Annotated in this window: 23 protein-coding genes, 1 tRNA gene and 1 other RNA gene; 10 read left to right on the forward strand and 15 right to left on the reverse strand. The window is 70.6% G+C overall.

The features are described 5' to 3' along the window. The 6 genes from F6X53_RS02185 to F6X53_RS02210 form a co-directional block, all read right to left on the reverse strand. Positions 1 to 978: a MotA/TolQ/ExbB proton channel family protein gene (locus F6X53_RS02185; RefSeq protein ID WP_150996785.1), complete on the reverse strand. Its 978-nt coding sequence runs from the start codon at positions 976 to 978 to the stop codon at positions 1 to 3. A gap of 135 nt (positions 979 to 1,113) precedes the next feature. Next, positions 1,114 to 1,935, reverse strand: a complete 822-nt coding sequence (locus F6X53_RS02190) for a TIGR00282 family metallophosphoesterase (protein ID WP_150996787.1) — start codon at positions 1,933 to 1,935, stop codon at positions 1,114 to 1,116. Between the two features lie 8 nt (positions 1,936 to 1,943). Further along, entirely contained in the window at positions 1,944 to 2,555 is a 612-nt protein-coding gene (locus F6X53_RS02195) for a 5-formyltetrahydrofolate cyclo-ligase (protein WP_150996789.1), read from the reverse strand. Continuing rightward, positions 2,545 to 2,702, reverse strand: a non-coding RNA gene (gene ssrS, locus F6X53_RS02200) — 6S RNA. Before ssrS ends, F6X53_RS02195 begins: the two co-directional genes overlap by 11 nt. 77 nt (positions 2,703 to 2,779) lie before the next feature. Further along, entirely contained in the window at positions 2,780 to 3,139 is a 360-nt protein-coding gene (locus tag F6X53_RS02205) for a cell division protein ZapA (protein WP_150996792.1), read from the reverse strand. A gap of 20 nt (positions 3,140 to 3,159) precedes the next feature. Next, positions 3,160 to 3,450, reverse strand: coding sequence for a DUF4164 family protein (locus tag F6X53_RS02210; protein WP_150996794.1), 291 nt, complete (start codon positions 3,448 to 3,450; stop codon positions 3,160 to 3,162). Between the two features lie 476 nt (positions 3,451 to 3,926). Between F6X53_RS02210 and gap the strand changes: the two genes are divergently transcribed. From gap to F6X53_RS02240, 6 genes are all read left to right on the forward strand, one after another. After that, positions 3,927 to 4,934, forward strand: coding sequence for a type I glyceraldehyde-3-phosphate dehydrogenase (gene gap / locus F6X53_RS02215; protein ID WP_150996797.1), 1,008 nt, complete (start codon positions 3,927 to 3,929; stop codon positions 4,932 to 4,934). 155 nt (positions 4,935 to 5,089) lie between these two features. Then, complete coding sequence (locus F6X53_RS02220) at positions 5,090 to 5,578, forward strand: hypothetical protein (protein ID WP_150996799.1); 489 nt, start codon at positions 5,090 to 5,092, stop codon at positions 5,576 to 5,578. Between the two features lie 45 nt (positions 5,579 to 5,623). Next, a complete protein-coding gene (locus F6X53_RS02225; protein WP_150996801.1) occupies positions 5,624 to 6,823 on the forward strand; it encodes a phosphoglycerate kinase in 1,200 nt (399 codons plus the stop codon). A gap of 212 nt (positions 6,824 to 7,035) precedes the next feature. Continuing rightward, positions 7,036 to 8,109, forward strand: a complete 1,074-nt coding sequence (gene fba, locus F6X53_RS02230; RefSeq protein ID WP_150996803.1) for a class II fructose-bisphosphate aldolase — start codon at positions 7,036 to 7,038, stop codon at positions 8,107 to 8,109. Positions 8,110 to 8,126: 17 nt separating this feature from the next. Beyond that, the gene (locus tag F6X53_RS02235; RefSeq protein ID WP_150996805.1) at positions 8,127 to 8,786 is read left to right on the forward strand and encodes a thiamine phosphate synthase; all 660 of its coding nucleotides are present in this window, start codon (positions 8,127 to 8,129) and stop codon (positions 8,784 to 8,786) included. Between the two features lie 26 nt (positions 8,787 to 8,812). After that, positions 8,813 to 9,832, forward strand: a complete 1,020-nt coding sequence (locus F6X53_RS02240) for a tetratricopeptide repeat protein (RefSeq protein ID WP_150997361.1) — start codon at positions 8,813 to 8,815, stop codon at positions 9,830 to 9,832. 99 nt (positions 9,833 to 9,931) lie between these two features. Here the strand turns inward: F6X53_RS02240 and F6X53_RS02245 are convergent, their stop codons facing one another. Beyond that, the gene (locus F6X53_RS02245) at positions 9,932 to 10,249 is read right to left on the reverse strand and encodes a plasmid stabilization protein (protein ID WP_150996807.1); all 318 of its coding nucleotides are present in this window, start codon (positions 10,247 to 10,249) and stop codon (positions 9,932 to 9,934) included. 47 nt (positions 10,250 to 10,296) lie between these two features. Continuing rightward, positions 10,297 to 11,919: a hybrid sensor histidine kinase/response regulator gene (locus F6X53_RS02250; protein WP_150996809.1), complete on the reverse strand. Its 1,623-nt coding sequence runs from the start codon at positions 11,917 to 11,919 to the stop codon at positions 10,297 to 10,299. 386 nt (positions 11,920 to 12,305) lie between these two features. Between F6X53_RS02250 and F6X53_RS02255 the strand changes: the two genes are divergently transcribed. Continuing rightward, complete coding sequence (locus tag F6X53_RS02255) at positions 12,306 to 12,542, forward strand: hypothetical protein (RefSeq protein ID WP_150996811.1); 237 nt, start codon at positions 12,306 to 12,308, stop codon at positions 12,540 to 12,542. Here the strand turns inward: F6X53_RS02255 and F6X53_RS02260 are convergent. From F6X53_RS02260 to glgX, 3 genes are all read right to left on the reverse strand, one after another. Further along, the gene (locus F6X53_RS02260) at positions 12,539 to 14,515 is read right to left on the reverse strand and encodes an AI-2E family transporter (protein ID WP_150996813.1); all 1,977 of its coding nucleotides are present in this window, start codon (positions 14,513 to 14,515) and stop codon (positions 12,539 to 12,541) included. The two genes, F6X53_RS02255 and F6X53_RS02260, sit on opposite strands and share 4 nt — an antisense overlap. Before the next feature lie 57 nt (positions 14,516 to 14,572). Continuing rightward, positions 14,573 to 14,953 (reverse strand): response regulator, encoded by a 381-nt coding sequence (locus F6X53_RS02265; protein WP_150961916.1) that lies wholly within the window; start codon positions 14,951 to 14,953, stop codon positions 14,573 to 14,575. Positions 14,954 to 15,075: 122 nt separating this feature from the next. Next, a complete protein-coding gene (gene glgX, locus F6X53_RS02270) occupies positions 15,076 to 17,355 on the reverse strand; it encodes a glycogen debranching protein GlgX (protein WP_150996815.1) in 2,280 nt (759 codons plus the stop codon). 389 nt (positions 17,356 to 17,744) lie between these two features. On the opposite strand from glgX, the gene F6X53_RS02275 reads away from it, so the two are divergent. From F6X53_RS02275 to F6X53_RS02285, 3 genes are read left to right on the forward strand one after another with little or no spacing between them, the layout of a single operon-like run. Next, positions 17,745 to 18,464 (forward strand): SHOCT domain-containing protein, encoded by a 720-nt coding sequence (locus F6X53_RS02275; protein ID WP_150996817.1) that lies wholly within the window; start codon positions 17,745 to 17,747, stop codon positions 18,462 to 18,464. 57 nt (positions 18,465 to 18,521) lie between these two features. Continuing rightward, a complete protein-coding gene (locus F6X53_RS02280) occupies positions 18,522 to 19,589 on the forward strand; it encodes a spore photoproduct lyase family protein (RefSeq protein WP_150996819.1) in 1,068 nt (355 codons plus the stop codon). Positions 19,590 to 19,647: 58 nt separating this feature from the next. Then, positions 19,648 to 20,112 carry a nucleoside deaminase gene (locus F6X53_RS02285; RefSeq protein ID WP_150996821.1) on the forward strand — a complete coding sequence of 155 codons (465 nt, stop codon included), beginning with the start codon at positions 19,648 to 19,650 and terminating at the stop codon, positions 20,110 to 20,112. Positions 20,113 to 20,176: 64 nt separating this feature from the next. Here the strand turns inward: F6X53_RS02285 and F6X53_RS02290 are convergent, their stop codons facing one another. From F6X53_RS02290 to F6X53_RS02305, 4 genes are all read right to left on the reverse strand, one after another. Continuing rightward, the gene (locus F6X53_RS02290) at positions 20,177 to 20,488 is read right to left on the reverse strand and encodes an ETC complex I subunit (RefSeq protein ID WP_150996823.1); all 312 of its coding nucleotides are present in this window, start codon (positions 20,486 to 20,488) and stop codon (positions 20,177 to 20,179) included. Between the two features lie 27 nt (positions 20,489 to 20,515). Beyond that, positions 20,516 to 20,592 (reverse strand) — tRNA-Pro (locus F6X53_RS02295). 14 nt (positions 20,593 to 20,606) lie between these two features. Beyond that, a complete protein-coding gene (locus F6X53_RS02300) occupies positions 20,607 to 22,004 on the reverse strand; it encodes an MFS transporter (protein WP_150996825.1) in 1,398 nt (465 codons plus the stop codon). After that, positions 22,001 to 22,900: an alpha/beta hydrolase gene (locus tag F6X53_RS02305; RefSeq protein ID WP_150996827.1), complete on the reverse strand. Its 900-nt coding sequence runs from the start codon at positions 22,898 to 22,900 to the stop codon at positions 22,001 to 22,003. Before F6X53_RS02305 ends, F6X53_RS02300 begins: the two co-directional genes overlap by 4 nt. Between the last annotated feature and the right edge of the window lie 159 nt (positions 22,901 to 23,059).

The following is a 23,059-nucleotide window of genomic DNA, read 5'->3' on the forward strand; positions in this document are numbered from 1 at the left end:
TCAGACCCGCTCGCGGCCGAGACGGTCGAGGACCTGCTTCAGCTCGCGCTCGCGGCTCGCCTGCGCCTCGACCCAGTCGCGGATCATCTGCTGCTCGGCGCGCATGTGCTGCACGAGGCCCTGGATGCCCTCGGCGAGGTTCGTCATCGCCTGGGTGGCGGTCCGTCCGTTCGCGCCCTCGGAGATCACGGCGGTGAGCCGGTCGACGGCCTCCCTCAGCTCCGCCGCGGAGGCGGGATCGTGGCCGGCCGCGCGTGGCGCAAGGGCCAGGGGCGCCGCCGCCTCGGCCTCGCCGGACATCAGCCAATCCTCGAGTTGGTTGTGGAAGCGGCCTTGCGCCTGACCGGCCTGGAGATCCAGGAAACCGATGATGAGGGAGCCGGCGAGCCCGAAGAGCGAGGCCGAGAAGGCGAGGCCGATGCCGGCGAGCGGCACCGCGAGGCCGTTCTTCAGCTCGTCGAACATCACGCTCGCCTCGCCGCCGCCCCGCATCGACTTGATGACGGAGCCCACCGCCGAGAGCGTATCGATGAGGCCCCAGAAGGTGCCGAGCAGGCCGAGCAGGATCAGCAGGCCCGCGATGTAGCGCAGGATGTCGCGGCCCTCGTCGAGGCGGGCCGCGACCGTGTCGAGGAATGCGCGCGCGCTGGGCAGCGTCCCGCCCTCGCGCCGCGCCGCGAGCGCCGGAACCAGGGGGGCGAGCAGGCTTGGAGCCCGCCGCGGCGCCTCGCCCGCCGCCACCGCGTTCACGTAGGAGACCTCGCGGTAGAGGCGCGCGACCTGCCCGAAGGCGAGCAGCACCGCGATCAGCAGCACGCCGAGGATGAGGCCGTTCAGGCCGGGATTCGCCAGGAAGGCCGGGGTGATCTGCCGGAACAGGACGAAGGCCAGGAACCCGACGAGGATCAGGAACACCAGCATCCGCACCAGGAAGATCCCGGGCTTCGTCAGGGTCGGGGCTGCGGAGCGGGCTGCCATCGGTCGCAACTCTTCGATTGCAGGCTCAGGACCGCTTCAATCTTGAACGGTACGCCGGATCATCAGGCGCGCAGTGTGAAGACAGGCGTAGGTCCGATCAAGTCGGCGCCGCGCGCCCAACCCGACGGAATGTCGCTAATCCCAGGCGCGGGGCCAGGTTTCCTCGAGGTGCGGCCCGAACCGCACAGGCGCCACCAGCGTGGCGAGGCCGGTCGCGTCGTCGGTCTCGACCGCGACGCCGCAGAGGGTCCCCTCCCCTTGCGCGGCTTCCAGGCGCGAGCCCGGCGTCTTCTGCAGGAAGCGGCGCAGGGGCTCGTCCTTCTGCATGCCGAGCACGCTGTCGTAGTCGCCGCACATTCCGGCATCGGAGAGGTAGGCGGTGCCGCCGGGCAGGATGCGGTGATCGGCGGTGGGGGCGTGGGTGTGGGTGCCGACCACGAGGCTCGCGCGGCCATCGAGGAAGCCCCCGAAGGCCTGCTTCTCGCTCGTCGCCTCCGCGTGGACGTCGACGATCACGGCATCGGCCGCCTCGCCCAGCGGGCAGGCGGAGAGTTCGCGCTCGGCGGCCGCGAAGGGATCGTCCATCGCATCCATGTAGATGCGGCCCATCACGTTCACCACGAGGACGCGCGCGCCCTTGTGCGTCTCCACGATGGCGGCGCCCCGGCCCGGCGTGCCGGGGGGGTAATTGGCCGGGCGGATCAGCTTCGGCTGGCGGGCGATGAAGACGAGCGCCTCGCGCTGGTCGAAGGAATGGTTGCCGAGCGTCACCGCATCGGCGCCGGCCTGGAGGATCTCGTCGCAGATGCTCTCGGTGATGCCGAAGCCGCCGGCCGCGTTCTCGCCGTTGACCACGACGCAATCGAGCCGCCAGCGCTCGCGCAGGCCCGGAAGCCGGTCGGTGACGACGCTGCGGCCCGGACGCCCGACGACGTCCCCGAGGAAGAGGAGGCGCATCGGCGGGGTCAGACCTTGTGCAGGGGGATGGGGCCGTCCTCGGTGATCAGGTGATCGAGGGGTCGGTCATGCGGCTCGGCCGGCACCTCGGCGATCTGCTGGACCGCGAAGGCGATGCCGATGGTGAGGACCGGGCCGGCCTCGGAAAGGCGCGCGATGGCGTGATCGTAGTAGCCGCGCCCGTAGCCGATGCGCTGCCCGCGCCGGTCGAAGGCGGCGAGCGGGACCACGAGGGCGGTCGGATCGAGGGGCGGCAGGTCGTCCCGGGGCTCGCTGAGGCCAAACCCGCCGCGCACCAGGGCCTCCCCGGCGCGCCACTCGCGGAAGACCAGCCCGTCCGGCGTCACCTTGGGGAGCGCGACGCGCTGCCCGCGCGCGAACAGAGCCTCGATGATCGGCCGCGGATCGACTTCGCTGCGGATCGGCCAGAACGCCCCGACGATCGGGGCCTCGGCGAGGCCCGGCACGGCCAGGACGATCTCGGCGATACGGCGCGCGCCGGCGCGGCGGTGATCGAGGTCGAGGGCGTCGCGTCGCGCCAGCGCCTCCCGGCGGAGATCGGCCTTGAGGGCGCTGATTGCAGAGGGGGTGCTGGGGGGAGTGGAGGAGTGCGGAGCCACGTGAGCCGTTGGAGTGTCGATCCCGGGAAACCTACAGAGTAGGTGGGCGCCGTGTTGGCCAGGTCCAGGGACGAGGCCAGGGACAGCTCCCGAGGGAGTCGATAAGGCCCCGGGGAAAAGTTCTCCTGACGAACCCTGCAGCCCCGCAGACCCCATGTAGCGTCGCGGCGGCGCCCGCGCCAGGGGCGGCGGGCCGGCCGGACCCACAAAAACATCCGGCCGGCTCAGCCGCCGGCGAGGGATTGGGCCAGGCGCTCGATCCGCTCGGCCGCCCGGCTCACGCCGCGGGCGATCTGCGCGTCGCGCTCGGCCTGTCCGGCCACCGCGCCCTCGGCCTCACGGCGCAGGGCGGCGGTCTCGGCCTCGAGGGCGGCCATGCGGCGACGCAGCTCCGCCAATTCGTCCGAGACCGTCAGGGCCGCCATGACGTGGAGGCGCATGTCGCCGATCTCCCCGAAGGCGCGGCGCATCTCGCCGATCCGGGCGTCGAGGCCGGCGGCGAGCGCGGAGAGATGCGCCTCCTCGCCGTCGCCGCAGGCCATCCGGTAGTTCTTGCCGTCGATGGTGACGTTGATCTGGGGCATGGTCGGGATCGGGTCCGGTCTCAGGCGGCGGGACGCGGATCGTCGGACGGCCGGGTCAGCACGCCCTCGACGGCGTCGATCGCCCGGTCCAGGCGCGCCCCGACGGCGTCCGCGGTGGCCTCGACCTCGGCGAGGCGGGCGCTCGCGGCGTCGAGGGCGGCCGCCAGGCGGGCCCGGTCCTCGGCCATTAGGGCGAGCTCGATCTCGCGCTCGTCCGGGCTCCGCTCCGCCTCGAGGCGGCGCGTCACCGTGGCTTCGAGCCGGCCGAGCGCGGTGTCGAGCCGGGTCAGCGCATCGTCGATCGCCGTCATGGCGCGCCCGGGCTCCGCGTCGTCAAGGTCATGGTTCGCCTCCCGCGGCAAGGTTTCGGCCAGACGGCCCAAGATTTCTAGCCGCGCCTGTCCGAATTCGTGCGGGAAATCTTCGTGCGTCCCCGTACCGAGTCGGGTCGCCGGTCATCATCGGGGGATTGTCACGCCGCGCGCTTTGACAGCCCGGAGCGCCATGCTAGACAGCCGCCGCCCGCTCACCTGCTGGTGACGGCGAAATTTGCCGGAATCCAGCCCGTGACATTGCCCAGGTCCCCGCGCGCGTCATCCCCTCGTTGGATGATCCTCGGCGCCGGAGCGAGACCGGGCGTGGCTTCGGTTCATCGCAGGTTCAAACAGGTTTCGCACAGAGCGGGCCGGGTTTTGCACGGAGCGGGCCTTGGCCCGCGGCCAAGGCCCGCTCTCATCGACGGACGGCGCTCGAGCCTCGGCGCCGCGCACCAGGAAGGAAGCACGCCGTGACGGTGAAGGTTGCCATCAACGGGTTCGGACGCATCGGCCGCAACGTTCTGCGCGCCATCCATGAGGCCGGCCGCAAGGACATCGAGGTGGTGGCGATCAACGATCTCGGCCCGGTCGAGACCAACGCTCACCTCCTGCGCTTCGATTCGATCCACGGCCGCTTCAACGCCAAGGTCGAGGTCGAGGGCGACTTCATCGTCGTCGACGGCCAGCGCATCAAGGTCACGGCCGTGCGCAACCCGGCCGAGCTGCCGCATCGCGAGCTCGGCGTCGACATCGCCCTCGAATGCACCGGCATCTTCACCTCGAAGGACAAGGCCAAGGCCCATATCGAGGCCGGCGCCAAGCGGGTGATCGTGTCGGCCCCCGCCGACGGGGCCGACCTCACGGTGGTCTACGGCGTCAACCACGACAAGCTGACGGCCGACCACCGGGTGATCTCGAACGCCTCCTGCACGACCAACTGCCTCGTGCCGGTGGCCAAGGTGCTCAACGATCTCGTCGGGATCGAGCGCGGCTTCATGACCACGATCCACTCCTACACCAACGACCAGCCCTCGCTCGATCAGATGCACAAGGACCTGTACCGGGCCCGTGCCGCCGCGCTCTCGATGATCCCGACCTCCACGGGCGCGGCCAAGGCCGTCGGCCTCGTGCTGCCGGAGCTGAAGGGCAAGCTCGACGGCACCTCGATCCGCGTGCCGACCCCGAACGTCTCGGCGGTCGACCTCGTGTTCACCGCCAAGCGCGAGACCACGGTCGAGGAGATCAACAACGCGATCCGGGCCGCGGCGGACGGGCCGCTCAAGGGCGTTCTCGCCTATACCGACCAGCCCAACGTCTCGATCGACTTCAACCACGATCCCCATTCATCGACCTTCCACCTCGACCAGACCAAGGTCATGGACGGCACCTTCGTGCGTATCCTGTCCTGGTACGACAACGAGTGGGGCTTCTCGAACCGCATGGCCGACACGGCCGTGGCCATGGCCAAGCTCATCTGAGGGCGGATCTCGGGAGCGAGATCCAGGATCGACGTGCGAAGGCGCACCGGCAGCTTGGCCGGTCGCGTCTTCGCACGACCCGGTCCGCCAACCGATGATACATGGAGCCTTGCGGGTCAGCCGCATCCGCTCCTGAACGCAGAGGTGTGCCTGAGATGACCGACCCTTCGCCGAGGACCGCGACGGACCCGAACTTCATCCCCGCCTCGCCGCCCACCGCCCCGGTGCCGACGCCCCCCACGCAGCCGCCCGCCCCCGCGGAGACGAGGGCGCCCGTGCCGGTCGCCGGAAAGCCGGCCCCGGTTCAGGGCGGCCCGATCTCGGGCTCGCACCTCGCCGACCAGCTCGCGCGGATCGAGGACAAGTGCGCGCGGATCGAGGACAAGTACGCCCGGTCCGAGGCCCTGCTCTCGCGGGTGGAGGACAAGGTCGAGAACGCCTCGACGCGCATGAACGAGGCCGCCCGCCAGTCCGACCTCGCCGCCCTGCGCACGGAGCTGCGCGGCGTGGCCGACCGCACCAAGCGCCTGCCGGGTGCCGGGGCGCTCGTCCTCACGGCGGTCATCACCGCCGTCCTGACGGTGGTGCTGATGGTCGCCGTGCAGCGCCTCAACCTCCAGAACCTGCTCCCGCCCCCGCGCTGAGCCCGTCTGCCGTTCAGCTGCCTCCAAACCGGATACGAAGCCAGGATGACCGCTTTTCGCACCCTCGACGATGCCGGCGCCCTGCAGGGCAAGCGCGTGCTGCTGCGGGTCGACGTCAACGTGCCGATGGAGAACGGGCGCGTCACCGACGCGACCCGGATCGAGCGCGTGGTGCCGACGATCCGCGAGATCGCCGAACAGGGCGGCCGGGTCATCCTGCTGGCGCATTTCGGCCGTCCGAAGGGCAAGCCCGACCCGAAGGACTCGCTCGCGCCCATCGTCGAGACCCTGAGCCGGCACCTCGGACGCCCGGTCGCCTTCGCGCCGGATTGCGTCGGCGAGGCCGCCGCTGCCGCCGTCGCTGCCCTGAAGGACGGTGACGTGCTGCTCCTCGAGAACACCCGCTTCCACGCGGGCGAGGAGAAGAACGATCCGGCCTTCACCGAGGCGCTGGCCGAGAACGGCGACCTCTACGTCAACGAGGCCTTCTCGGCGGCGCACCGGGCCCATGCCTCGACCGAGGGGCTGGCCCACCGGCTGCCCGCCTATGCGGGCCGCCTGATGCAGGCCGAGCTCGACGCGCTGACGAAGGGGCTGGAAGCCCCGAAGCGGCCGGTGATCGCCCTCGTGGGCGGCGCCAAGGTCTCCTCGAAGATCGATCTTCTGCAGAACCTCGTGGCCAAGGTCGACATGCTGGTGATCGGCGGCGGCATGGCCAACACCTTCCTGCACGCGCAGGGCAAGGCCGTCGGCAAGTCGCTGTGCGAGAAGGACCTCTCGGACACCGCGCTCCGCATCCTGGAGGCCGCCAAGGCTGCGGATTGCCGCATCATCCTGCCGGTCGACGCCGTCGTGGCCTCCGACTTCAAGGCGCACGCGCCCCACGAGACGGTGAGCGTCGATGCCGTGCCGGAGACCGGCATGATCCTCGATGCCGGCCCGCAATCGGTGGCGGAGATCGACGCGGCGATCGACGAGGCCGCGACCCTGGTCTGGAACGGCCCCCTCGGCGCCTTCGAGCTCGCGCCGTTCGACGCCGCGACCGTGGCGGCGGCGCGCCACGCGGCCGCCCGCACCACGGCCGGCCGCCTCGTCTCGGTGGCGGGCGGCGGCGACACCGTGGCGGCCCTCAACCACGCGGGCGTCGGCGAGACCTTCTCCTACGTCTCGACCGCGGGCGGCGCGTTCCTCGAATGGCTCGAGGGCAAGGCCCTTCCGGGCGTCGAGGCCCTGCGGGCGAAGTAGGCCGCTCCCGCGACGGAACCGCCCGGGCGCTGTCCCGGGCTCATCCGCGGCACCCATCGCTCGGGCCTCCGGGCGCGTGCCGGCGGTGCCGGCTCAACGGCGCGCGCCAAGCCGGAAATACCACGAAATTTTCGCGCCGCGATGCCCGCCACGGTTGCCGCAGCGCCTATATATCGGCTGACACCAGGCCCTTTGCGACGAGGAGTGAGATCATGGCGCGGATCACGTTGAGGCAGCTTCTCGATCACGCGGCCGAGTACGAGTACGGCGTGCCGGCCTTCAACATGAACAACATGGAGCAGGGGCTGGCCATCATGGCGGCGGCGGACGCCACCGACAGCCCGGTGATCCTGCAGGCGAGCCGCGGCGCGCGCGCCTACGCCAACGACGTCCTGCTCGCCAAGATGATCGACGGCTTGGTGGAGATCTATCCCCACATCCCCGTCTGCATGCATCTCGACCACGGCAACAACGAAGCCACCTGCGCCACGGCGATCCAGTACGGCTTCACCTCCGTGATGATGGACGGCTCGCTCAAAGCCGACGGCAAGACGCCCGCGGATTACGCCTACAATGTCGAGATCACCCGCAAGGTCTCCGAGATGGCCCATTGGGCGGGCGTCTCGGTCGAGGGCGAGCTCGGCGTGCTGGGCTCGCTGGAAAGCGGCACGGGCGAGGCCGAGGACGGCCACGGCGCCGAGGGCGAGCTCTCCCACGACCAGTTGCTGACCGATCCCGAAGAGGCCGTGAAGTTCGTGAAGGCCACCAAGGTCGACGCGCTCGCGGTGGCGATGGGCACGAGCCACGGCGCCTACAAGTTCACCCGCAAGCCCGACGGCGCGGTGCTCGCCATGAACGTGATCGAGGAGATCCACCGCCGCCTGCCCTCGACGCATCTCGTGATGCACGGCTCCTCCTCGGTGCCGCAGGACCTGCAGGACATCATCAACCAGTTCGGCGGTGAGATGAAGCCGACCTGGGGCGTGCCGGTCGAGGAGATCCAGCGCGGCATCAAGCACGGCGTGCGCAAGATCAACATCGATACCGACAACCGCATGGCGATGACCGGCCAGATCCGGAAGATCCTCACCGAGAACAAGGCCGAGTTCGATCCGCGCAAGTACCTGAAGCCCGCGATGGACGCGATGACGAAGCTCTGCAAGCAGCGCTTCGAGGAATTCAACACCGCCGGCCAGGGCTCGAAGATCCGCCCGGTCTCCGTGGGCGCGATGGCCAAGCGCTACGCCGACGGCTCCCTCGACCCGAAGATCGATTCGGCCCGCTGAGCCGTTTGCGGATTCCCATGACCGAACCGCAGACCCGCCTCGCCCTCCTCACGCCGCACCGCGTCGACGGGAGCCAAGCCGAGGGCCTCGTGGAGGCCCTCACGGCGGCCTGCGCCGTCGGCGACGTAGCCGCCGTGCTGCTGCGCCTCGCCTCGAGCGACGAGCGCAGCCTCGTCGCCCTGGTGAAGCGCATCGCGCCGGCCGCGCAGCAGACCGGCGCGGCCCTCGTGGTGGCCTGCCCCGATTTCGACGGGGATCTCGTCAGCGTCGCCGCCCGCGGCGGTGCGGACGGCGTCCACCTGGACAAGCCCGGCGAGGGCGCCCTCGGCGACCTGCGGGCGCGCCTGCGCGATGGGCGCATCCTCGGCACCGGCGGCCTCGAGACTCGTCACGCCGCGATGGATGCGGGCGAGACCGGCATCGACTACCTGATGGTCGGGGGTGCCTATCCCGACGGGGCGGTGCCCGACTCGGACGCGGTCTGGGAGCGGGCCTCCTGGTGGGCGGAGATCTTCGAGACGCCCTGCATCGCGGTGGCGGCGACGGAGGCCGAGATCGCCGGCCTCGCCGTGACCGGTGCCGAGTTCGTCGGGCTCGAGAGCGGCATCTGGCTGTCGGATGCGGCGGCGGTGGCGCGGGCGCAGGCCCTGGTCGAGGCCTCCGGAGCGACTTCGTGAGTCGGGCGGGAGCGCTCGCGGCAGCAATGTCCCTGGTCGTCACGGCGGCTTTCGCCGCGCCGACGCAGCCCGCCGCGACCACGAAGCCTCCCACGGGCGAGACCGGGAGCGCCGAGACCAAGGGCGGGGCCCCGAAGGCGCCGACGCGCGAATTGCCCTCGCCCTACACGCCGAACTTCACCGGCGGCGCCCGCCCCCCGCCTTCGGACAAGGCCCCGGACTTCGCCTACGGCGCCTATCAGCGGGGCCAGTACGTGACCGCCTTTCGCGAGGCCACGAAGCGCATCGAGGCCGACCGCAAGGATGTGGCGGCGATGACGTTGCTGGGCGAACTCTACAATCAGGGTCTCGGAATCCGGCAGGACGCCGTGAAGGCCGCCGAGTGGTACCGCCTCGCCGCCGCGCAGGGCGAGCCGCAGGCCATGGCCTCCCTCGGGCTGATGGCGATCGACGGCCGCGGCATGACGAAGGACCCGAAGGCCGGCCGCCGCTGGCTCGAACAGGCCGCCGAGGCCGGCCAGCCGAGCGCCGCCTACAACCTCGCGCTGCTCCTTCTCGGCTCCGGGACGGACGCCGATCAGGCCCGGGCCGCGACCCTGTTCCGCAAGGCGGCGGATGCGGAGCTCGGCCCGGCCCAGCACGATCTCGGCGTTCTCTACCTGCAGGGCCGCGGCGTGCCGAAGGATCCGAGCAAGGCCGCCGAGTGGTTCCGGCGCTCGGCCGATAACGGCGATCTCGCCGGGGAGGTCGAGTTCGCCATCCTGCTGTTCAACGGCACGGGCCTGACCAAGGACGAGCCCCGGGCCGCCCGCTACTTCCTGCACGCGGCCTCCCGCGGCAACGCCATCGCGCAGAACCGGGTCGCGCGGCTCTACGCCGTCGGGCGCGGCGTGTCGAAGAACCTCGTGGAAGCGGCCGCCTGGAATCTCGCCGCCGCCGCGCAGGGTCTCTCGGACGCCTGGCTCGACCAGACCCTGACCGGCCTCACCACCGACGAGCGCGGACGCGCCGAGCGGCTCGCGGCCGAGCGGGCGAACGTGAAGTAGCGTCGCGGATCACCGCCCGCAATTGGCTCGAACCGCTCCCCGAAGGCCGTGCCGGGAGGCAGGAAAGGGCTTTGTACCTCCTGGTCCGCGCCGAACCCGTCAGGAAGCGCGGGCCTCGGCGTTCCGCTTGCGGGTCGCGGCGGCCTTCTTGGCCGAGGCCGAGCGGTCGGCGGCGGTGCGGGCGGATGCGGCCTTGCCGCCGGCCGCGCCGCCCTTATGCGCCGCCGGGTGCCCGGTGACCTTGCCGCGGCCGGAGCCGCCGGGCTTCTTGCCGCCGCCATCGTCCTTGTTCACCGTCGCCCAGGCGCGGGATTCCGCCTCGCCCTTCGGCACGCCGCGATCGACATAGGCTTCGGCGATGTGCTCGGCCTTGCGGACCTGCTTGTCCGTGTATTTCGACTTGTCGCCGCGGGACATGCTGATGCTCCTCGTGCTGAGCCCCGCCGCCCGTCGACCGCTCTCGGTCAACCGGCGCCCTTCGGTTCGTCGAGGACCGCGCGCACGCGCCGGATCAGGTCGGTGCGCCGGTAGGGCTTGTTCAGAATGTCGAACTCCGAACCCCCGGCATCGGTTCGCTCCAGGCTCGCCTCGGCGTAGACGGTGGTGAGCAGGACCTTGAGACCGGGCTGGCGCCTGCGCGCCTCGCGGGCCAGGACCACGCCGTTCATGCCCCCCGGCATGATCAGGTCGCTGAAGAGCAGGTCGACCTGCCCGCTGGCGTCGAGGATCTCCAAGGCCTCGCGGCCATTGGCGGCCATCAGGGTGGTGTAGCCGAAATCGCGCAGGATCGTCCGGGCGAGCTCGGCCACGTCCTCGCGGTCGTCCACGATCAGGATCGTCTCGGTCCCCGGCTGGTCGATGCCTCCTCGGGAGGCGCGTGGGCCCGCCTGATCCTCGCCATCGGTCGCCGGGAAGGACAGGCGCACCGTCGTCCCCTCCCCCAGGGTGGATTCGATCTGCGCCGACCCGCCCGATTGCTTGGCGAAGCCGTAGACCATGGACAGGCCGAGGCCGGTGCCCTTGCCCTCCTCCTTGGTGGTGAAGAACGGATCCATCACCCGCGCGAGCACGCTCGGCGGGATGCCGGTCCCGTTGTCGCTGACGCTGACGCTGACGTAGCGCCCGGCCCGCAAGGGGCCGACGCCCGCGACGTCGCTGTCCTGGATCGTGCGGTTCTCGGTGGCGATCACGACCCGGCCGCCGGACGGCATCGCGTCGCGGGCGTTGATCAGGACGTTGAGGATCGCGACCTCGGCCTGGGTCGGATCGACCCGGCAATTCCAGAGGCGGTCGGCGAGGCGGTAATCGACCGTGATCTGCTCGCCGAGCGAGCGGTTGACCATGCCGGCCATGCCCTCGACCAGGGCATTCAGGTTGACCGCCCGGCCTTCGAGCCGCTGCTTCCGGGCGAAGGCGAGAAGCTGCTGCGTCAGGGTGGTGGCACGCTCGGCGGCCTGCCGGATATTCTCAGTGGCGCGGCCGAGGCGGGCCCGATCGGCATCCGGCTTCTCCAATCCGGCCGCCAGGATGTCGACATAGCCGACGATGACCTGGAGCAGGTTGTTGAAATCGTGCGCGATGCCGCCGGTGAGCTGACCCAGCGCCTCCATCTTCTGCGCCTGCCCCAGCGCCTCCTCCGCGTCGCGCCGGCGCGAGACGTCGAGCTGCGAGGCGAAGAAATAGACGATCTCGCCGTCGGGGTTCAGCACCGGCGAGACGAACAGCGCGTTCCAGAACGAGGAGCCGTCCTTGCGGTAATTCAGGATCTCGGTGGTGAATTCCCGCCGATCCGCGATGGCGTGCCGCAACTCCGCGACCGTCGCCGGATCGGTCTCGGGCCCTTGCAGGAAGCGGCAATTGCGGCCGACGACTTCGTCCGCCGCGTAGCCCGTCATCGCGGCGAACGCCTTGTTGGCGAAGATGATCGGATTGTCGCGCTGGCGCAATTCCGTGACGATCATCGGCATCCGCGTCGCCTCGACCGCGGCGAAGAAGATGTCGCCGCGATGATCGCTTTCAGCGGTGGGGAAGCCGGACCCTGCGCGCGCGCTCGGGCCGGTCGCAGGAGTCTCGGACGATTCGGCCATGCTCGCGTGTGTCACACCGGGTTCTTCGAGGCCGGGCATCGTGCAGCCATGCGCAACCGTTCTAGGCGTCCGGGCCCGGGCTGTCGACCGAGCGGCAGGATGCCGAGGTCCCGCACGAAGGCGTAGGGCCGGATGCTTATCCGCGTCGCCCGCAACGTCGTCGCGAAAAGGAAGAACAATCTCGGCGCAATTCAACGGAAACGCCGATGGACGGCCCTGATTTTCTTGCCTCTCCCTGCGTCCTGGGGAATTCATGCAGGATCGACATGGTTCGGCCGTGATTCCTCCAAGCGCAGACTCGCGCTACCAAATCTTCAGGTTGCACTACTCCTGAGATGACGACGAAAGTTGCTGAGCGGCACGAGGGTTTGCCCGAGGAGAGGAGCATGTCGGGGATCGACGTGGTCTTCATCGCGCCCGTGTCCGCGACCGCGTCCGGCGAGGCCCTGATGCGCCGCACCATCGTGTTCGCGTTGGGCGAGGCCATCCCGCGCATCGGTGAATGCGTGATCCTGGCTTTCGGCTTGGAGCCGAGCCGGTGGCAGGTGGAGGACGTCGCGCATGTCTTCGAGGGGGATGCCCACGGCATCGCCATCAAGCTGATGCCGCCGGCGGCCGGTTAGGCGGAGGCGGCCGCCGCGGCCGGCTCCGGCAGCAGGGCGGGCGCTCCTTGCACGGGCGCGGATGTGGGCGCAGCCGGGAGGCGCGAGGCTTCGAGGACGGCGGCCAGCGCGTCGTTCAGGGATGTCGCCAGGATGTCGGCCGAGGTCGCGCGACGCAGACGGTCGAGGGTGGCCGGGTCGCGCTCGCGCCAGAAGCCGACGAGAATGCGAACCCCCGGCACCGCCGCGCGCGCCTGGCGGACGGTGAAGCGGATCTGCGAGAGGCTGACCGGCTCGAGATAGGAGAAGCAGATCAGGGCGAAATTCGAATGTTCCGGGCGCTCGCCCGCCCGCAGGGCCGCCATGGAGACGACCTCCGAAGCAAGGCCGTGACGCCCGAGGATCTGGCTCAGCATCAGCGTCGCGGCCTCGTCGAAGGGCCCGCGGCTCGACACGCACAGGACCGGGACCTTGCCGCGCCAGGCCGGCGCGAGATCGTCCTGCGAGAGCACGATGGCGGCAACCTGCCGGTCCGGGCCGGCCGCGGCGACGGCGGCGGCCGTCTCGGTGCTGCCGATCCGCGGCGAGCCCTTGCCGATGCGGCGGCGCACGCGCGCCTCTCCGAGGCGGGTGACGACGGAGCGGATCGCGGCGCCGACCTGATCCTGGCGGTCGCGATCGAGGGTGCCGCGCGAGCGGTCCTCCTGCGCCATCAGGAGGCCCGCGAGTGCGACCTCGTCGTAATAGGTGACGAGCGCGCGCTCGCGCAGGAACTCGCGGCCCTGGTCGATGGCCTCCGCCGGATCGTTGGCGAGCATGCGCTGATAGAAGATCTCGGGCGGGGACAGGGCCGGCTGATCGCCGAGCATCACGTCGAGGAACCAGAGCCGCTCCACGTGGCGCCCGAGCACCACAAGGCAGACCGTGAGGGGCGTCGCCAGGACGAGGCCGATCGGCCCCCACAGGAAGGTCCAGATCGTGGCGGCGAGGATCACGGCCACCGGCGAGATGCCGGTGGAGTGGCCGTAGAGCAGCGGCTCGATGACGTGGCCGGCAATGGGCTCGACGACGAGGAACAGGGCCGCGGTGGCGATCATCATGGTCCAGCCGGGATCGACCGCGGCGGCGAGGACCAGGGGCAGGAGCGCGCTGATCGCGGCTCCCACATAGGGCACGAAGCGCAGGATCGCCGCGAGGACGCCGAACAGGGTCGGGCTCGGCACCCCGATCATCCAGAGGCCGATCCCGATGACGAGGCCGAACGCGATGTTGAGGGCGAGCTGCGCCAGGAAGAAGCGGCTCAGGCGGCTCGCCGCATCGTCGATCGCCGCGGTGGTCTTGCGCAGATCGCCCGAGCCGGCGAGCCGGATCATTCGGTTCCGCAGGTCCTCGCGCTGCAGCAGGATGAAGATCGTGAAGATCAGGATCAGGCCGGTGGTCGCGAGCGGGTGGAGGATCGGGCCCGCGAAGGTGCCGAAGGTCTCGATGAGACCGGCCTTGGGCGCCTTGATCTCGACCGTGAGGGGATGGTCGGGCGTGCCGGGCTTGGCCGCCGCCTCCCCGGTGGGGGCGGGCTGAAGCTCGGCGCCGAGATCCTGCGCCATGTCGATGATGCGCGAGAGCGTGCCCTGGCTCGCCGTGGCGCCGCGCAGGGCCGTGATCTTCTCGCGCATCGTGATCTGATAGCGCGGCAGGTCGGCGGCGAGCTGGGCCGCCTCGTTCGCGATCAGCGTGCCGATGCCGACCAGGGCCCCGAACGCGATGACGACGACGAGCAGGACCGCCGGCACGCGCGGCATCCCGATCTGGCGCAGCAGGCGCACCGCCGGCACGAGGACGAAGCTCAGCAGGATCGCCAGGGTGACGGGAACGAGGATGTCGCGCCCGAAATACAGGGCCGCCATCACGGCGACGACGAGGAGGAACGAGGCGAGCGCTATGAAGACCGGCAGCCCCTGCCGCATGAGGCGCGCCGTGACGGGATCATCGCTCATGCTCTACGCCTCACTTCGACAACGCACGCGTCTTGCGGGCCCGGCGGCCCGCATGTCCTAGGCTGCCGGCGCAGCCTCGCCGAGCGCGGCGCTGATCTGGCTGAGCAACTTCGAGAAGTCGACCGGCTTGGGGTGGTAATCGTCGCAGCCGGCCTGGATGGCCTTGTCCCGATCGCCAGACATGGCGTGCGCGGTGAGGGCGATGATCGGGATGCGCTGGGTGTCGGTGCCGGATTTCAGCGCCCGAGCGGCCGACCAGCCATCCAGCACCGGCAGGTTCATGTCGAGCAGAATCACGTCGGGCCGGCCGGCGCGCGCCTGCTGCACGCCGGCCTCGCCGTCATGGGCCAGGATGACGTCGTAGCCGCGGCGCTTGAGGCGCCGGGACAGGAAGTCCCAGATCTCTTCGTGGTCTTCAACCAGCAGAATCTTGGCCATCACGCGCTACCCCTTTGACATGCGCCGCCGCGCGCTGTTCCCCAACGCGCGGCGATGCACGATCGTCTCAAACTCGCCGGCGGAACGCCCGTTCCCCAGGCCGTTCGGCCCAGCGGATCACCTCAATCCTCCGGGCCGAGATTGAAGCGCACGCTCTCGATATTGGCCCGCTCGAACGCCTGCATCACGTGCTGGTAGGAGCGCTCCATCTCTGTCGCGGCCTCGCCTTCGGTTTCCTCGGGCTTCAGCACGAACATCAGCATCGAGCGGCCGGTCACGGCATATTGCTCGCCGACCTTGAAGCTCTCCGCATCCTGGCCGTCCGGCAGGTTCGTGTCGAGGAGACGCGTCCAAGCTTTGCCGCCAACCGACTCCGGAAGCGTGAACTGCACGAGGTCGTGATAGGCGTTGTAGAGGATTAGCAAGGTGGCATCGCCGCCGCGGCGATGGATGCCCGTCGCCTGGGCGCGGCCGTCGAGGAGCACGGCGAGCGAGCGCGCCCCGCCTTCGTTCCAGTTCTCGGACGCCATCTCGTGCCCGTCGGGGCGCAACCACGTCACGTCCTTGACGCCGAGATCCTCGTCGAAGGCGCCTGTGAGGAAGCGGCCGCGGGTGAGGATCGGCAGAGCGTTGCGCAGGAGCACGAGGCGCTGCGTGAACTCGGCCAAGTCGCGCTCGTCCGCGCCGACCGCCCCCCAGTCGATCCACGAGACCTCGTTGTCCTGGCAATAGGCATTGTTGTTGCCGTTCTGCGTGCGGGCGAACTCGTCGCCCGCAAGGAGCATCGGCGTCCCGCGGGACAGAAACAGCGTCGCCAGCATGTTGCGCATCTGGCGCAGCCGCGCCGTGCGGATCTCCGGATCGTCCGTCGGTCCCTCGACGCCGAAATTGTACGAGAGATTGTGGGAGTGACCGTCGCGGTTGTCCTCCCCGTTCGCCTCATTGTGCTTCTCGTTGTACGAGACCGTGTCGTTCAGCGTGAAGCCGTCATGCGCGGTGAGGAAGTTCACCGAGGCCCAGGGGCGGCGGCCGCGCTTGTTGAACTTGTCGGCCGAGCCCGTGATGCGCGAGGCGAGCGCCGGCAACAGGCCCTCGTCGCCCTTCCAGAAGCCGCGGACATCGTCGCGGAAGCGGTCGTTCCACTCGGCCCAGCCGGGCGGGAAGCCGCCGACCTGATACCCGCCCGGGCCGCAATCCCAGGGCTCGGCGATCAGCTTCACGGAGTTCAGCACGGGGTCCTGGCGGCAGGTGTCGAGGAAGCCGCCGCCCTCGTCGAACCCGTAGGGCTCGCGCCCGAGGATGGTGGCGAGGTCGAACCGGAATCCGTCGACCCGCATCTCGGTCGCCCAGTAGCGCAGGCTGTCCGTCACGAGTTGCAGGACGCGCGGGTGCGACAGGTTGAAGGTGTTTCCGGTGCCCGTATCGTTGATGTAGTAGCGCTCCTGGCCCGGCAGCAGCCGGTAATAGGAGGCGTTGTCGATGCCCTTGAACGAGAGCGTCGGGCCCTTCTCGTTGCCCTCGGCCGTGTGGTTGTAGACCACGTCAAGGATTACCTCGAGGCCGGCGCCATGCATGCGGGCCACCATCTCCTTGAACTCGGAGAAGGCGAAATCCGGCACCGCCGCGTAGCGCCGCGCGGGGGTGAAGAATGAGATCGTGTTGTAGCCCCAGTAATTCACTAGATTCTTCTGCTGCAGGTAATCGTCCTGCACGAAGGCATGCACCGGCAGAAGCTCTACCGACGTGACCCCGAGGCTCTTGATGTAATCGAGCACGGCGGGGTTGCCGAGGCCCGCATAGGTCCCGCGCAGTCGCTCGGGGACCTTCGGGTGCAGCTTGGTCAGGCCCTTGACGTGTGCCTCGTAGAAGATGGTCTTCTCCCACGGGACGTGGGGTTTGCGGTCCCGGCCCCAGGTGAAGGCGGGATCGATGACGCGGGAGCGGCGGGTGTAGGGCGCGCTGTCGCGCTCATCGAAGGTCAGGTCGTCGCCGCTCTCCATCTGGTAGCCGAACAGGGCCGGGTTCCACTCGATGGAGCCGACGAGGCCCTTGGCATAGGGGTCGATCAGGAGCTTGTTCGGGTTGAAGCGATGGCCGGCCTTCGGCTCGTAGGGACCGTGGACGCGGTACCCGTAGATGGTGCCGGGCCGCGCATCCGGCAGGTAGCCGTGCCAGACCTCGTCCGTGTATTCGGGCAGTTCGATGCGCTCGATCTCACGCTCGCCGGCATCGTCGAACAGGCAGAGCTCGACCTTGGTGGCGTGGGCTGAGAAGAGGGCGAAGTTGACGCCGAGCCCGTCCCAGGTGGCACCGCGCGGATAGGGCAGGCCTTCGCGGATTCGGGACCGAGCGGCGCGCGTCGAGGCACCATGCGTTGCCCCGTTTCTGGTATGGTCGGCCATGATCTCTCCGGTGGTGGGCGCCCTGCCGCACATGGGGGCCGCGCCTGCGGCAGACGGGGGCGCCCGAGCCGGAACGTGAACGTCTTGAGGGCGACGAAGGTCCTTCGCGGCGAAAATTTTTGCGATGCAGCGCGAGCCGTCGGGACGAGCGTCGCAGGTGTCCAAGGGGATAGGTCGCGGCTTGCCATTCGCCAGCAGAAATCGCCCGCGGACGAGGACCAGGAGGGCTTGCCGCAGCGCCGCTGAGCCGCCAGGACAGGCGAGGCTGCAATCCCCGCCTGCGTGCGGTCGCCGACACGGTCGCGCGCTTCTTGCGTACCGGATCCGGTGGCGGCGGGGCCGGGTTACCGGAGCGGCGCGGGCGAGCCTGCGGTCAGCGGAGACAGGACATGATCGACGAGGGCATCGAGCGGCCGGGTGGCCTGGCCGCCATCGCCCAACGGCACGGGGTCAGCGTGGAGGCTGTGCGCCACCTGATGCGCGCCCTCGAAGCTGGACACGGCACCATGGCGCAGTTCGACCATCCAGATCTCGGCGGCATGGGCCAATGGTTCTCCGGCGGCATGGTCATGGTCGGCCGGATGTTCGACGCCGACCTCAAGGCCCGGGTCGCGAACCTCTGCGGCGAATTGGCCGGCGCCCTGCCGAAGGCCGGGTGGGACGGCGCGGGCGCGGCGGCCGCCGGCGCCACGACAGAGACGTGGTACCCGCCCGGGCTCGGCCGGCCCTCGACCACCGGGGCGCAGAACGATCTGCGCTACGCCTATTTTCCGCAGACCCGGCGCCTCGCGATCGCATCGGCGAAGGGCCTTACGCTCTACGATACGGGGGAGCATCACATCACGGGCGCCTCGCAATCGAATGGGGCGTTGCGCTTCTCGAGCCTGCACGGGGCGGTCGATCTCGCGGCCCTGAAGCGTATCGAGGGGCCGCCGCCGGAACCCGCTCGCGATGCCGGGCCGCCATCCCTGGATGCCGACGAGGCGGCGCGGACGAGCGGCGCCGACATCCTCGCGACGCTTGAGCGGCTCGCGGAACTGCACCGCAAGGGCGTCCTCACGGAGGCCGAGTTCACGCAGAAGAAGGCGGATCTGCTCTCCCGTCTCTGAGGCGGGCGCGCCATATGGGGGAAGCGGCCGCTCCGAGTCGCGCCGCATCCGTGCCGCATGGCCCTTCCCCGCGACCTCATCGATATCCGGACGATCTATCACGAGCCGGCCATCACGGCCTTCGCGCGGGGACGGGAGATCCTCGACCGCTTCCCCGAGGCCGATCGCATCCCCGTGCCCTCGCACTGGAACATCCCGTCGCTGCACGGCAATTCCGGTTCGGTGGAGGATTGGGTGCGGATCAAGCGCTCGACCCTGGTGCTCGGCGTGAAGAAGGGGCTGACGATGCGGCCGAATGGGCGCAGCGCGCATTTCATCGCGCCCTCGACCTCGAATGGCTGCGCCATGGCCTGCGCCTATTGCTACGTTCCGCGCCGCAAGGGTTTCGCCAACCCGATCTCGCTCTTCGTGAATATCGAGGCGGTCTGCGCGGCGATCCGGCGGCATGCCGGGCGGCAGGGACCGCTGCCCGAGCCGGACAGCATCGATCCGGAATTCCACGTCTACGATATCGGCGAGAACGGAGACCTCTCGGTCGACGCGATGATCGGCGACAACGTGCGCGACCTCGTCGCGCTGTTTCGCGACATCCCGAACGCGAAGGGCTCCTTCGCCACCAAGGCGGTGAACCGCGACCTTCTCGCCTACGAACCGCGGGGCAAGACCCGGATCCGGTTCTCGCTGATGCCCGAGCGCATCGCCCGGATCGTCGATGTCAGGACCTCGCCGATCGCCGAGCGCATCGCCGCGATCGACGATTTCGTGGCCGCCGGCTACGAGGTCCACGTGAATTTCTCGCCCGTGATCCTCTACGAGGGCTGGGAGGCGGATTGGCGCGCGCTCTTCGCGGAGATCGACGATTCGCTCTCGGACGCCGCCAAGGCGCAACTCAAGTGCGAGATCATCCTGCTCACGCACAATGCGGCCTTGCACGAGGTCAATCTCGGCTGGCACCCGAAGGCGGAAGACCTCCTGTGGCGGCCGGATATCCAGGAGGGCAAGCGCTCGGAGGGCGGGGGCGAGAACCTGCGCTACCGCAGCGGCTGGAAGGGGCGCTGGCTCGCCCGGTTCCAGGCCCTGCTCGCCGAGCGGATGCCCTATTGCACGGTGCGCTACGCGTTCTGACGAACCGGGGCCGGCCCGGGGACGTTCCCCTTCCCGCCCCCCCGGACCGGAGCAGTCCATGAGCGAGCATGAGGCCCATCTGCGCGACGCCGTCGCGCTGGCGCAGGACAACGTGGCGGAGGGCGGCTCGCCCTACGGCGCCGTGATCGTCAAGGATGGGGTGGTGCTGGCGCGCACCGTCAACACGATCCACCGGACCAACGACCCGACGGACCATGCCGAGATGGTGGCGTTGCGGGAGGCGAGCCGGCGGCTGGGGAGCCGGGACCTCGCAGGCTGCGTCGTCTATGCCAGCGGGCAGCCCTGCCCGATGTGCCATGCGGCAATGCGGCTCTCCGGAATCCGGGAGGGCTATTTCGGCTACACCGCGGAGGAGGCCGACCGTTACGGGATGGCCACCGCCGGAATCTACGCCGAGTTGTGCAAGCCGCTCGAGGAACAACCGATGCGCCTGCGCCAGATCCGGCCCGACGATCGCGAGCCGCCCTACGCGGCGTGGCGCGAACAGCGGAACAAATCATGAGCGATCCGCGCGCTTTCGGCGCCGCAGGACCGATGGAAATGTTCCGCGCGGCCCGGGGCCCGGATCAGTGGGTCCAGGGCGCCGTGCGGTTGAACTTGAAGTTGTCCGAGTAGGACAGGCCCTTGCGAACGATCGGCTTGTGCGGCTCCTCGACCCGGTAGGCGATGCCGGCGCGCTGGGCGTAGGCGACGGCCTCCTCGCGGGTGTCGAATTCGAGGTGAACCTGCTGCAGCATGTCGGAGGACCCGACCCAGCCCATCAGCGGATCGGTCTCGCGCGGGCTGGTCTGGTCGAATTCCAGCAGCCATTGCTTCGTGCGGGCCATGCCCGACTGGGAAGCATCCTTCGACGGCTGATAGATGCGCGCGCTCGACATCGTTCGACTCAACGGCTCCGCGGATGATGGTCGGGGCGATAGGATTCGAACCTACGACCCCCTGGTCCCAAACCAGGTGCGCTACCAGACTGCGCTACACCCCGACATGCCAAGGTTTCTAGGGATTCCGCCCGGTTCCGGCAAGGGCAGCCGGTGACACGGGCGCCCTGCTCCATGCGGGGAGGTGCCGGGCGAGCCCGGCCCCGACGAGGGCGGCCGCGCCGATGAGGGCCGTCACGGCCGGGAACCCGCCGGCCCCATAGGCGAGGCCCCCGAGGGTGATGCCGAGGCTTCCGCCCAGGAAGGTGCAGGCATTGACGAGCCCCGAGCCCTGGCCGCCCTGTGCCGCCGGGAGCGCGGCGAGCGCGAGGCGCGGCGCCGTCGCGTAGGGCAGCGCGAGGCCGGCCCCGATCACGAACAGGCCGAGGCCGAGACCCGCGAGCGCGTGCGCGGCGGAGGCGGCGGCGAGCCCGGCGCAGGCCGCCGCGATCCCCAGCATGGCGGCGCCGACGACCCGCCGGGGCCCGAACCGCTCCGCGAGGCGGGGGCCGAGGAGCGAGAGGCCGAACAGGCCGGCGCTGAGCGGCAGCAGGGCGAGGCCGGCCCCGATCGGGCTGAGGCCGAGCCCGTGTGGCGCCTGCGCATCGAGGTTGAAATAGAGGAGGAGCGGCAGGATGCAGAACATCGCGACCACCCCGGTTCCGACGGCGCGCCGGAAGTCCGGCACGGCAAGGAGGCGCAGGTCGACGAGCGGGTCGGCGCGATGGCGCTCGATGCGCCGGAACAGGGCGAGGCTCGCGCCCGCCACCGCGAGGGGAGCCGCGAAGGCGAAGGGCGCCGCGCTTGCCCTGCCGAGGCCGCGCAATGCGAAGATCAGGGCCACCATCCCGGTCGCGAGGGCGAGGAAGCCCAGGCCGTCGAAGCCGCGCCACAAGCGTCCGGGGGGCGCCGGGCGCAGGGCCCCGGCGCTCGCCAGGATGGCGGCGGCCGCGAGCAGCGCCAGCGCGTTGGCGCAGAACAGCGCCCGCCAGCTGAAGGCGTGGGTGAGCGCGCCGCCGATCAGCGGCCCGAGGCTGAACCCGAGCATGAGCGCCCCGGCCCAGGCGCCGATGGCGGCGCTGCGCCGCTCGGGCGCGGCGGCGGCGCTGAGGGCCGCCAGGGTCCCGGGCACCGCGAGGGCGGCGCCGAGGCCCTGGAGGGTGCGGCCGGCCAGCAGCGCGAGGGGACCGTTCGCGGCGGCGATGAGGCCGGAGGCCAGCGCGAACAGGACGAGCCCCGCCACCGCCACGAGCCGGGCCCCGAGGCGGTCGGCCGCCTTGCCCCCGAGGATGATGCAGGCGGCCGAGGCCAGCAGGTAGGCGTTGACCGCCCATTCGAGCTCCGCCGGCCCGAGGCCGAGGTCGCGCCGCATGGTCGGCAGGGCCGCCATGATGGCGGTGCCGTTGGCACCGACCGCGAGCATGCCGAGGCAGGACGCCCCCGCGACGCGCCCGCGCCCGGCGGCCGCCGGGCTCACGCTCGGGCGCGGGGTTCGAGATGCGCCCGGATGAAGGCGCCGGCGCTGGCCAGGGACGCCCGGCCCTCGCGCAGGTCCGGGTGGAACAGGTGCCAGGCATGGATCATGTGCGGCCAGGCCTCCAGGGTGACGGGCACGTCGGCCGCGGCGGCGGCGCCGGCAAGCCGCACGGCATCGTCGAGGAGCGTCTCGGCGGAGCCGACCTGGATCAGCGTCGGCGGCAGGCCCGCGAGGTCGGCATAGAGGGGCGAGACCAGGGGGTCGCGCGGATCGGTACCCTGCAGATAGGCCTCGGCGAGTTCCGCGAGGTAGTCCCGGTGGATCAGGGGATCGACCGCGTCCCTGGTGGTCAGGCTCGCGCCGGTCAGCGCGAGATCGACCCAGGGCGAGCTGCACCAGAGGCAGCCGGGCATCGGCGCGCCGGCCGCGCGCAGGCGCGCGAGGGTCGCGAGGGCGAGGCCGCCCCCGGCGCTCTCGCCCGCGAGCGCGATCGCGCCCGGCGCGATGCCGAGGGCGAGGAGGGCGCGGTAGCCCGCCAGCGCATCCTCGAGGGCCGCCGGGAAGGGATGCTCGGGCGCGAGCCGGTAGGCGAGCGCGAGGGTGCGGGCCCCCGCCTGCCGCCCGGCCTCCGCCACCATGTGCCGGTGACTCGCCAGCGAGCCCGAGACGTAGCCGCCCCCGTGCAGGAACAGGAGCACGCGCGCGGGATCGGCTGCCGGGGTGAGGGTCCATTCCGCCGTCACGCCGCCGGCCTCGGTCGCCTCGACGCGCACATCCGCCGGCAGGACGTAATCGGCGCCGAGCCCGTCGAGGCGCGCCCGCCGCGCGGCGAGGTCGGCCGGCCGCGGATGGGCGGCGAGGCGGGCCCGGATGGCGTCGATCTCGGACATCGCCATCGCGTCACCCTCAAAGCGCGTCAGGGGAGCCCGCAGGTTCGGGCTCGGGCCGTGCCCGCAGGCTCGCAGGGGCCCGGTCGATGTCAAGCTTCGGCCGGCTCTCGCTTGACCTCGGTACGCCTGCGTCCCACCTGCGCGGCGGGGGCCCTCCTCCCGCGC

It is taken from the genome of Methylobacterium soli (assembly GCF_008806385.1).
GTDB lineage: Bacteria > Pseudomonadota > Alphaproteobacteria > Rhizobiales > Beijerinckiaceae > Methylobacterium > Methylobacterium soli.

Excerpts from the sequence above, each read along its gene's own strand:
- F6X53_RS02235 (WP_150996805.1), top strand. The coding sequence starts at position 8,127 with ATGACCGAACCGCAGACCCGCCTCGCCCTCCTCACGCCGCACCGCGTC.
- F6X53_RS02285 (WP_150996821.1), top strand. The coding sequence starts at position 19,648 with ATGAGCGAGCATGAGGCCCATCTGCGCGACGCCGTCGCGCTGGCGCAG.
- F6X53_RS02305 (WP_150996827.1), bottom strand. The coding sequence starts at position 22,900 with ATGGCGATGTCCGAGATCGACGCCATCCGGGCCCGCCTCGCCGCCCAT.
- F6X53_RS02185 (WP_150996785.1), bottom strand. The coding sequence starts at position 978 with ATGGCAGCCCGCTCCGCAGCCCCGACCCTGACGAAGCCCGGGATCTTC.
- F6X53_RS02260 (WP_150996813.1), bottom strand. The coding sequence starts at position 14,515 with ATGAGCGATGATCCCGTCACGGCGCGCCTCATGCGGCAGGGGCTGCCG.
- glgX (WP_150996815.1), bottom strand. The coding sequence starts at position 17,355 with ATGGCCGACCATACCAGAAACGGGGCAACGCATGGTGCCTCGACGCGC.
- F6X53_RS02240 (WP_150997361.1), top strand. The coding sequence starts at position 8,813 with ATGTCCCTGGTCGTCACGGCGGCTTTCGCCGCGCCGACGCAGCCCGCC.
- F6X53_RS02245 (WP_150996807.1), bottom strand. The coding sequence starts at position 10,249 with ATGTCCCGCGGCGACAAGTCGAAATACACGGACAAGCAGGTCCGCAAG.
- F6X53_RS02250 (WP_150996809.1), bottom strand. The coding sequence starts at position 11,919 with ATGGCCGAATCGTCCGAGACTCCTGCGACCGGCCCGAGCGCGCGCGCA.
- F6X53_RS02290 (WP_150996823.1), bottom strand. The coding sequence starts at position 20,488 with ATGTCGAGCGCGCGCATCTATCAGCCGTCGAAGGATGCTTCCCAGTCG.
- fba (WP_150996803.1), top strand. The coding sequence starts at position 7,036 with ATGGCGCGGATCACGTTGAGGCAGCTTCTCGATCACGCGGCCGAGTAC.
- F6X53_RS02280 (WP_150996819.1), top strand. The coding sequence starts at position 18,522 with ATGGCCCTTCCCCGCGACCTCATCGATATCCGGACGATCTATCACGAG.
- F6X53_RS02205 (WP_150996792.1), bottom strand. The coding sequence starts at position 3,139 with ATGCCCCAGATCAACGTCACCATCGACGGCAAGAACTACCGGATGGCC.
- F6X53_RS02220 (WP_150996799.1), top strand. The coding sequence starts at position 5,090 with ATGACCGACCCTTCGCCGAGGACCGCGACGGACCCGAACTTCATCCCC.
- F6X53_RS02190 (WP_150996787.1), bottom strand. The coding sequence starts at position 1,935 with ATGCGCCTCCTCTTCCTCGGGGACGTCGTCGGGCGTCCGGGCCGCAGC.
- F6X53_RS02255 (WP_150996811.1), top strand. The coding sequence starts at position 12,306 with ATGTCGGGGATCGACGTGGTCTTCATCGCGCCCGTGTCCGCGACCGCG.
- F6X53_RS02225 (WP_150996801.1), top strand. The coding sequence starts at position 5,624 with ATGACCGCTTTTCGCACCCTCGACGATGCCGGCGCCCTGCAGGGCAAG.
- F6X53_RS02275 (WP_150996817.1), top strand. The coding sequence starts at position 17,745 with ATGATCGACGAGGGCATCGAGCGGCCGGGTGGCCTGGCCGCCATCGCC.
- F6X53_RS02265 (WP_150961916.1), bottom strand. The coding sequence starts at position 14,953 with ATGGCCAAGATTCTGCTGGTTGAAGACCACGAAGAGATCTGGGACTTC.
- F6X53_RS02210 (WP_150996794.1), bottom strand. The coding sequence starts at position 3,450 with ATGACGGCGATCGACGATGCGCTGACCCGGCTCGACACCGCGCTCGGC.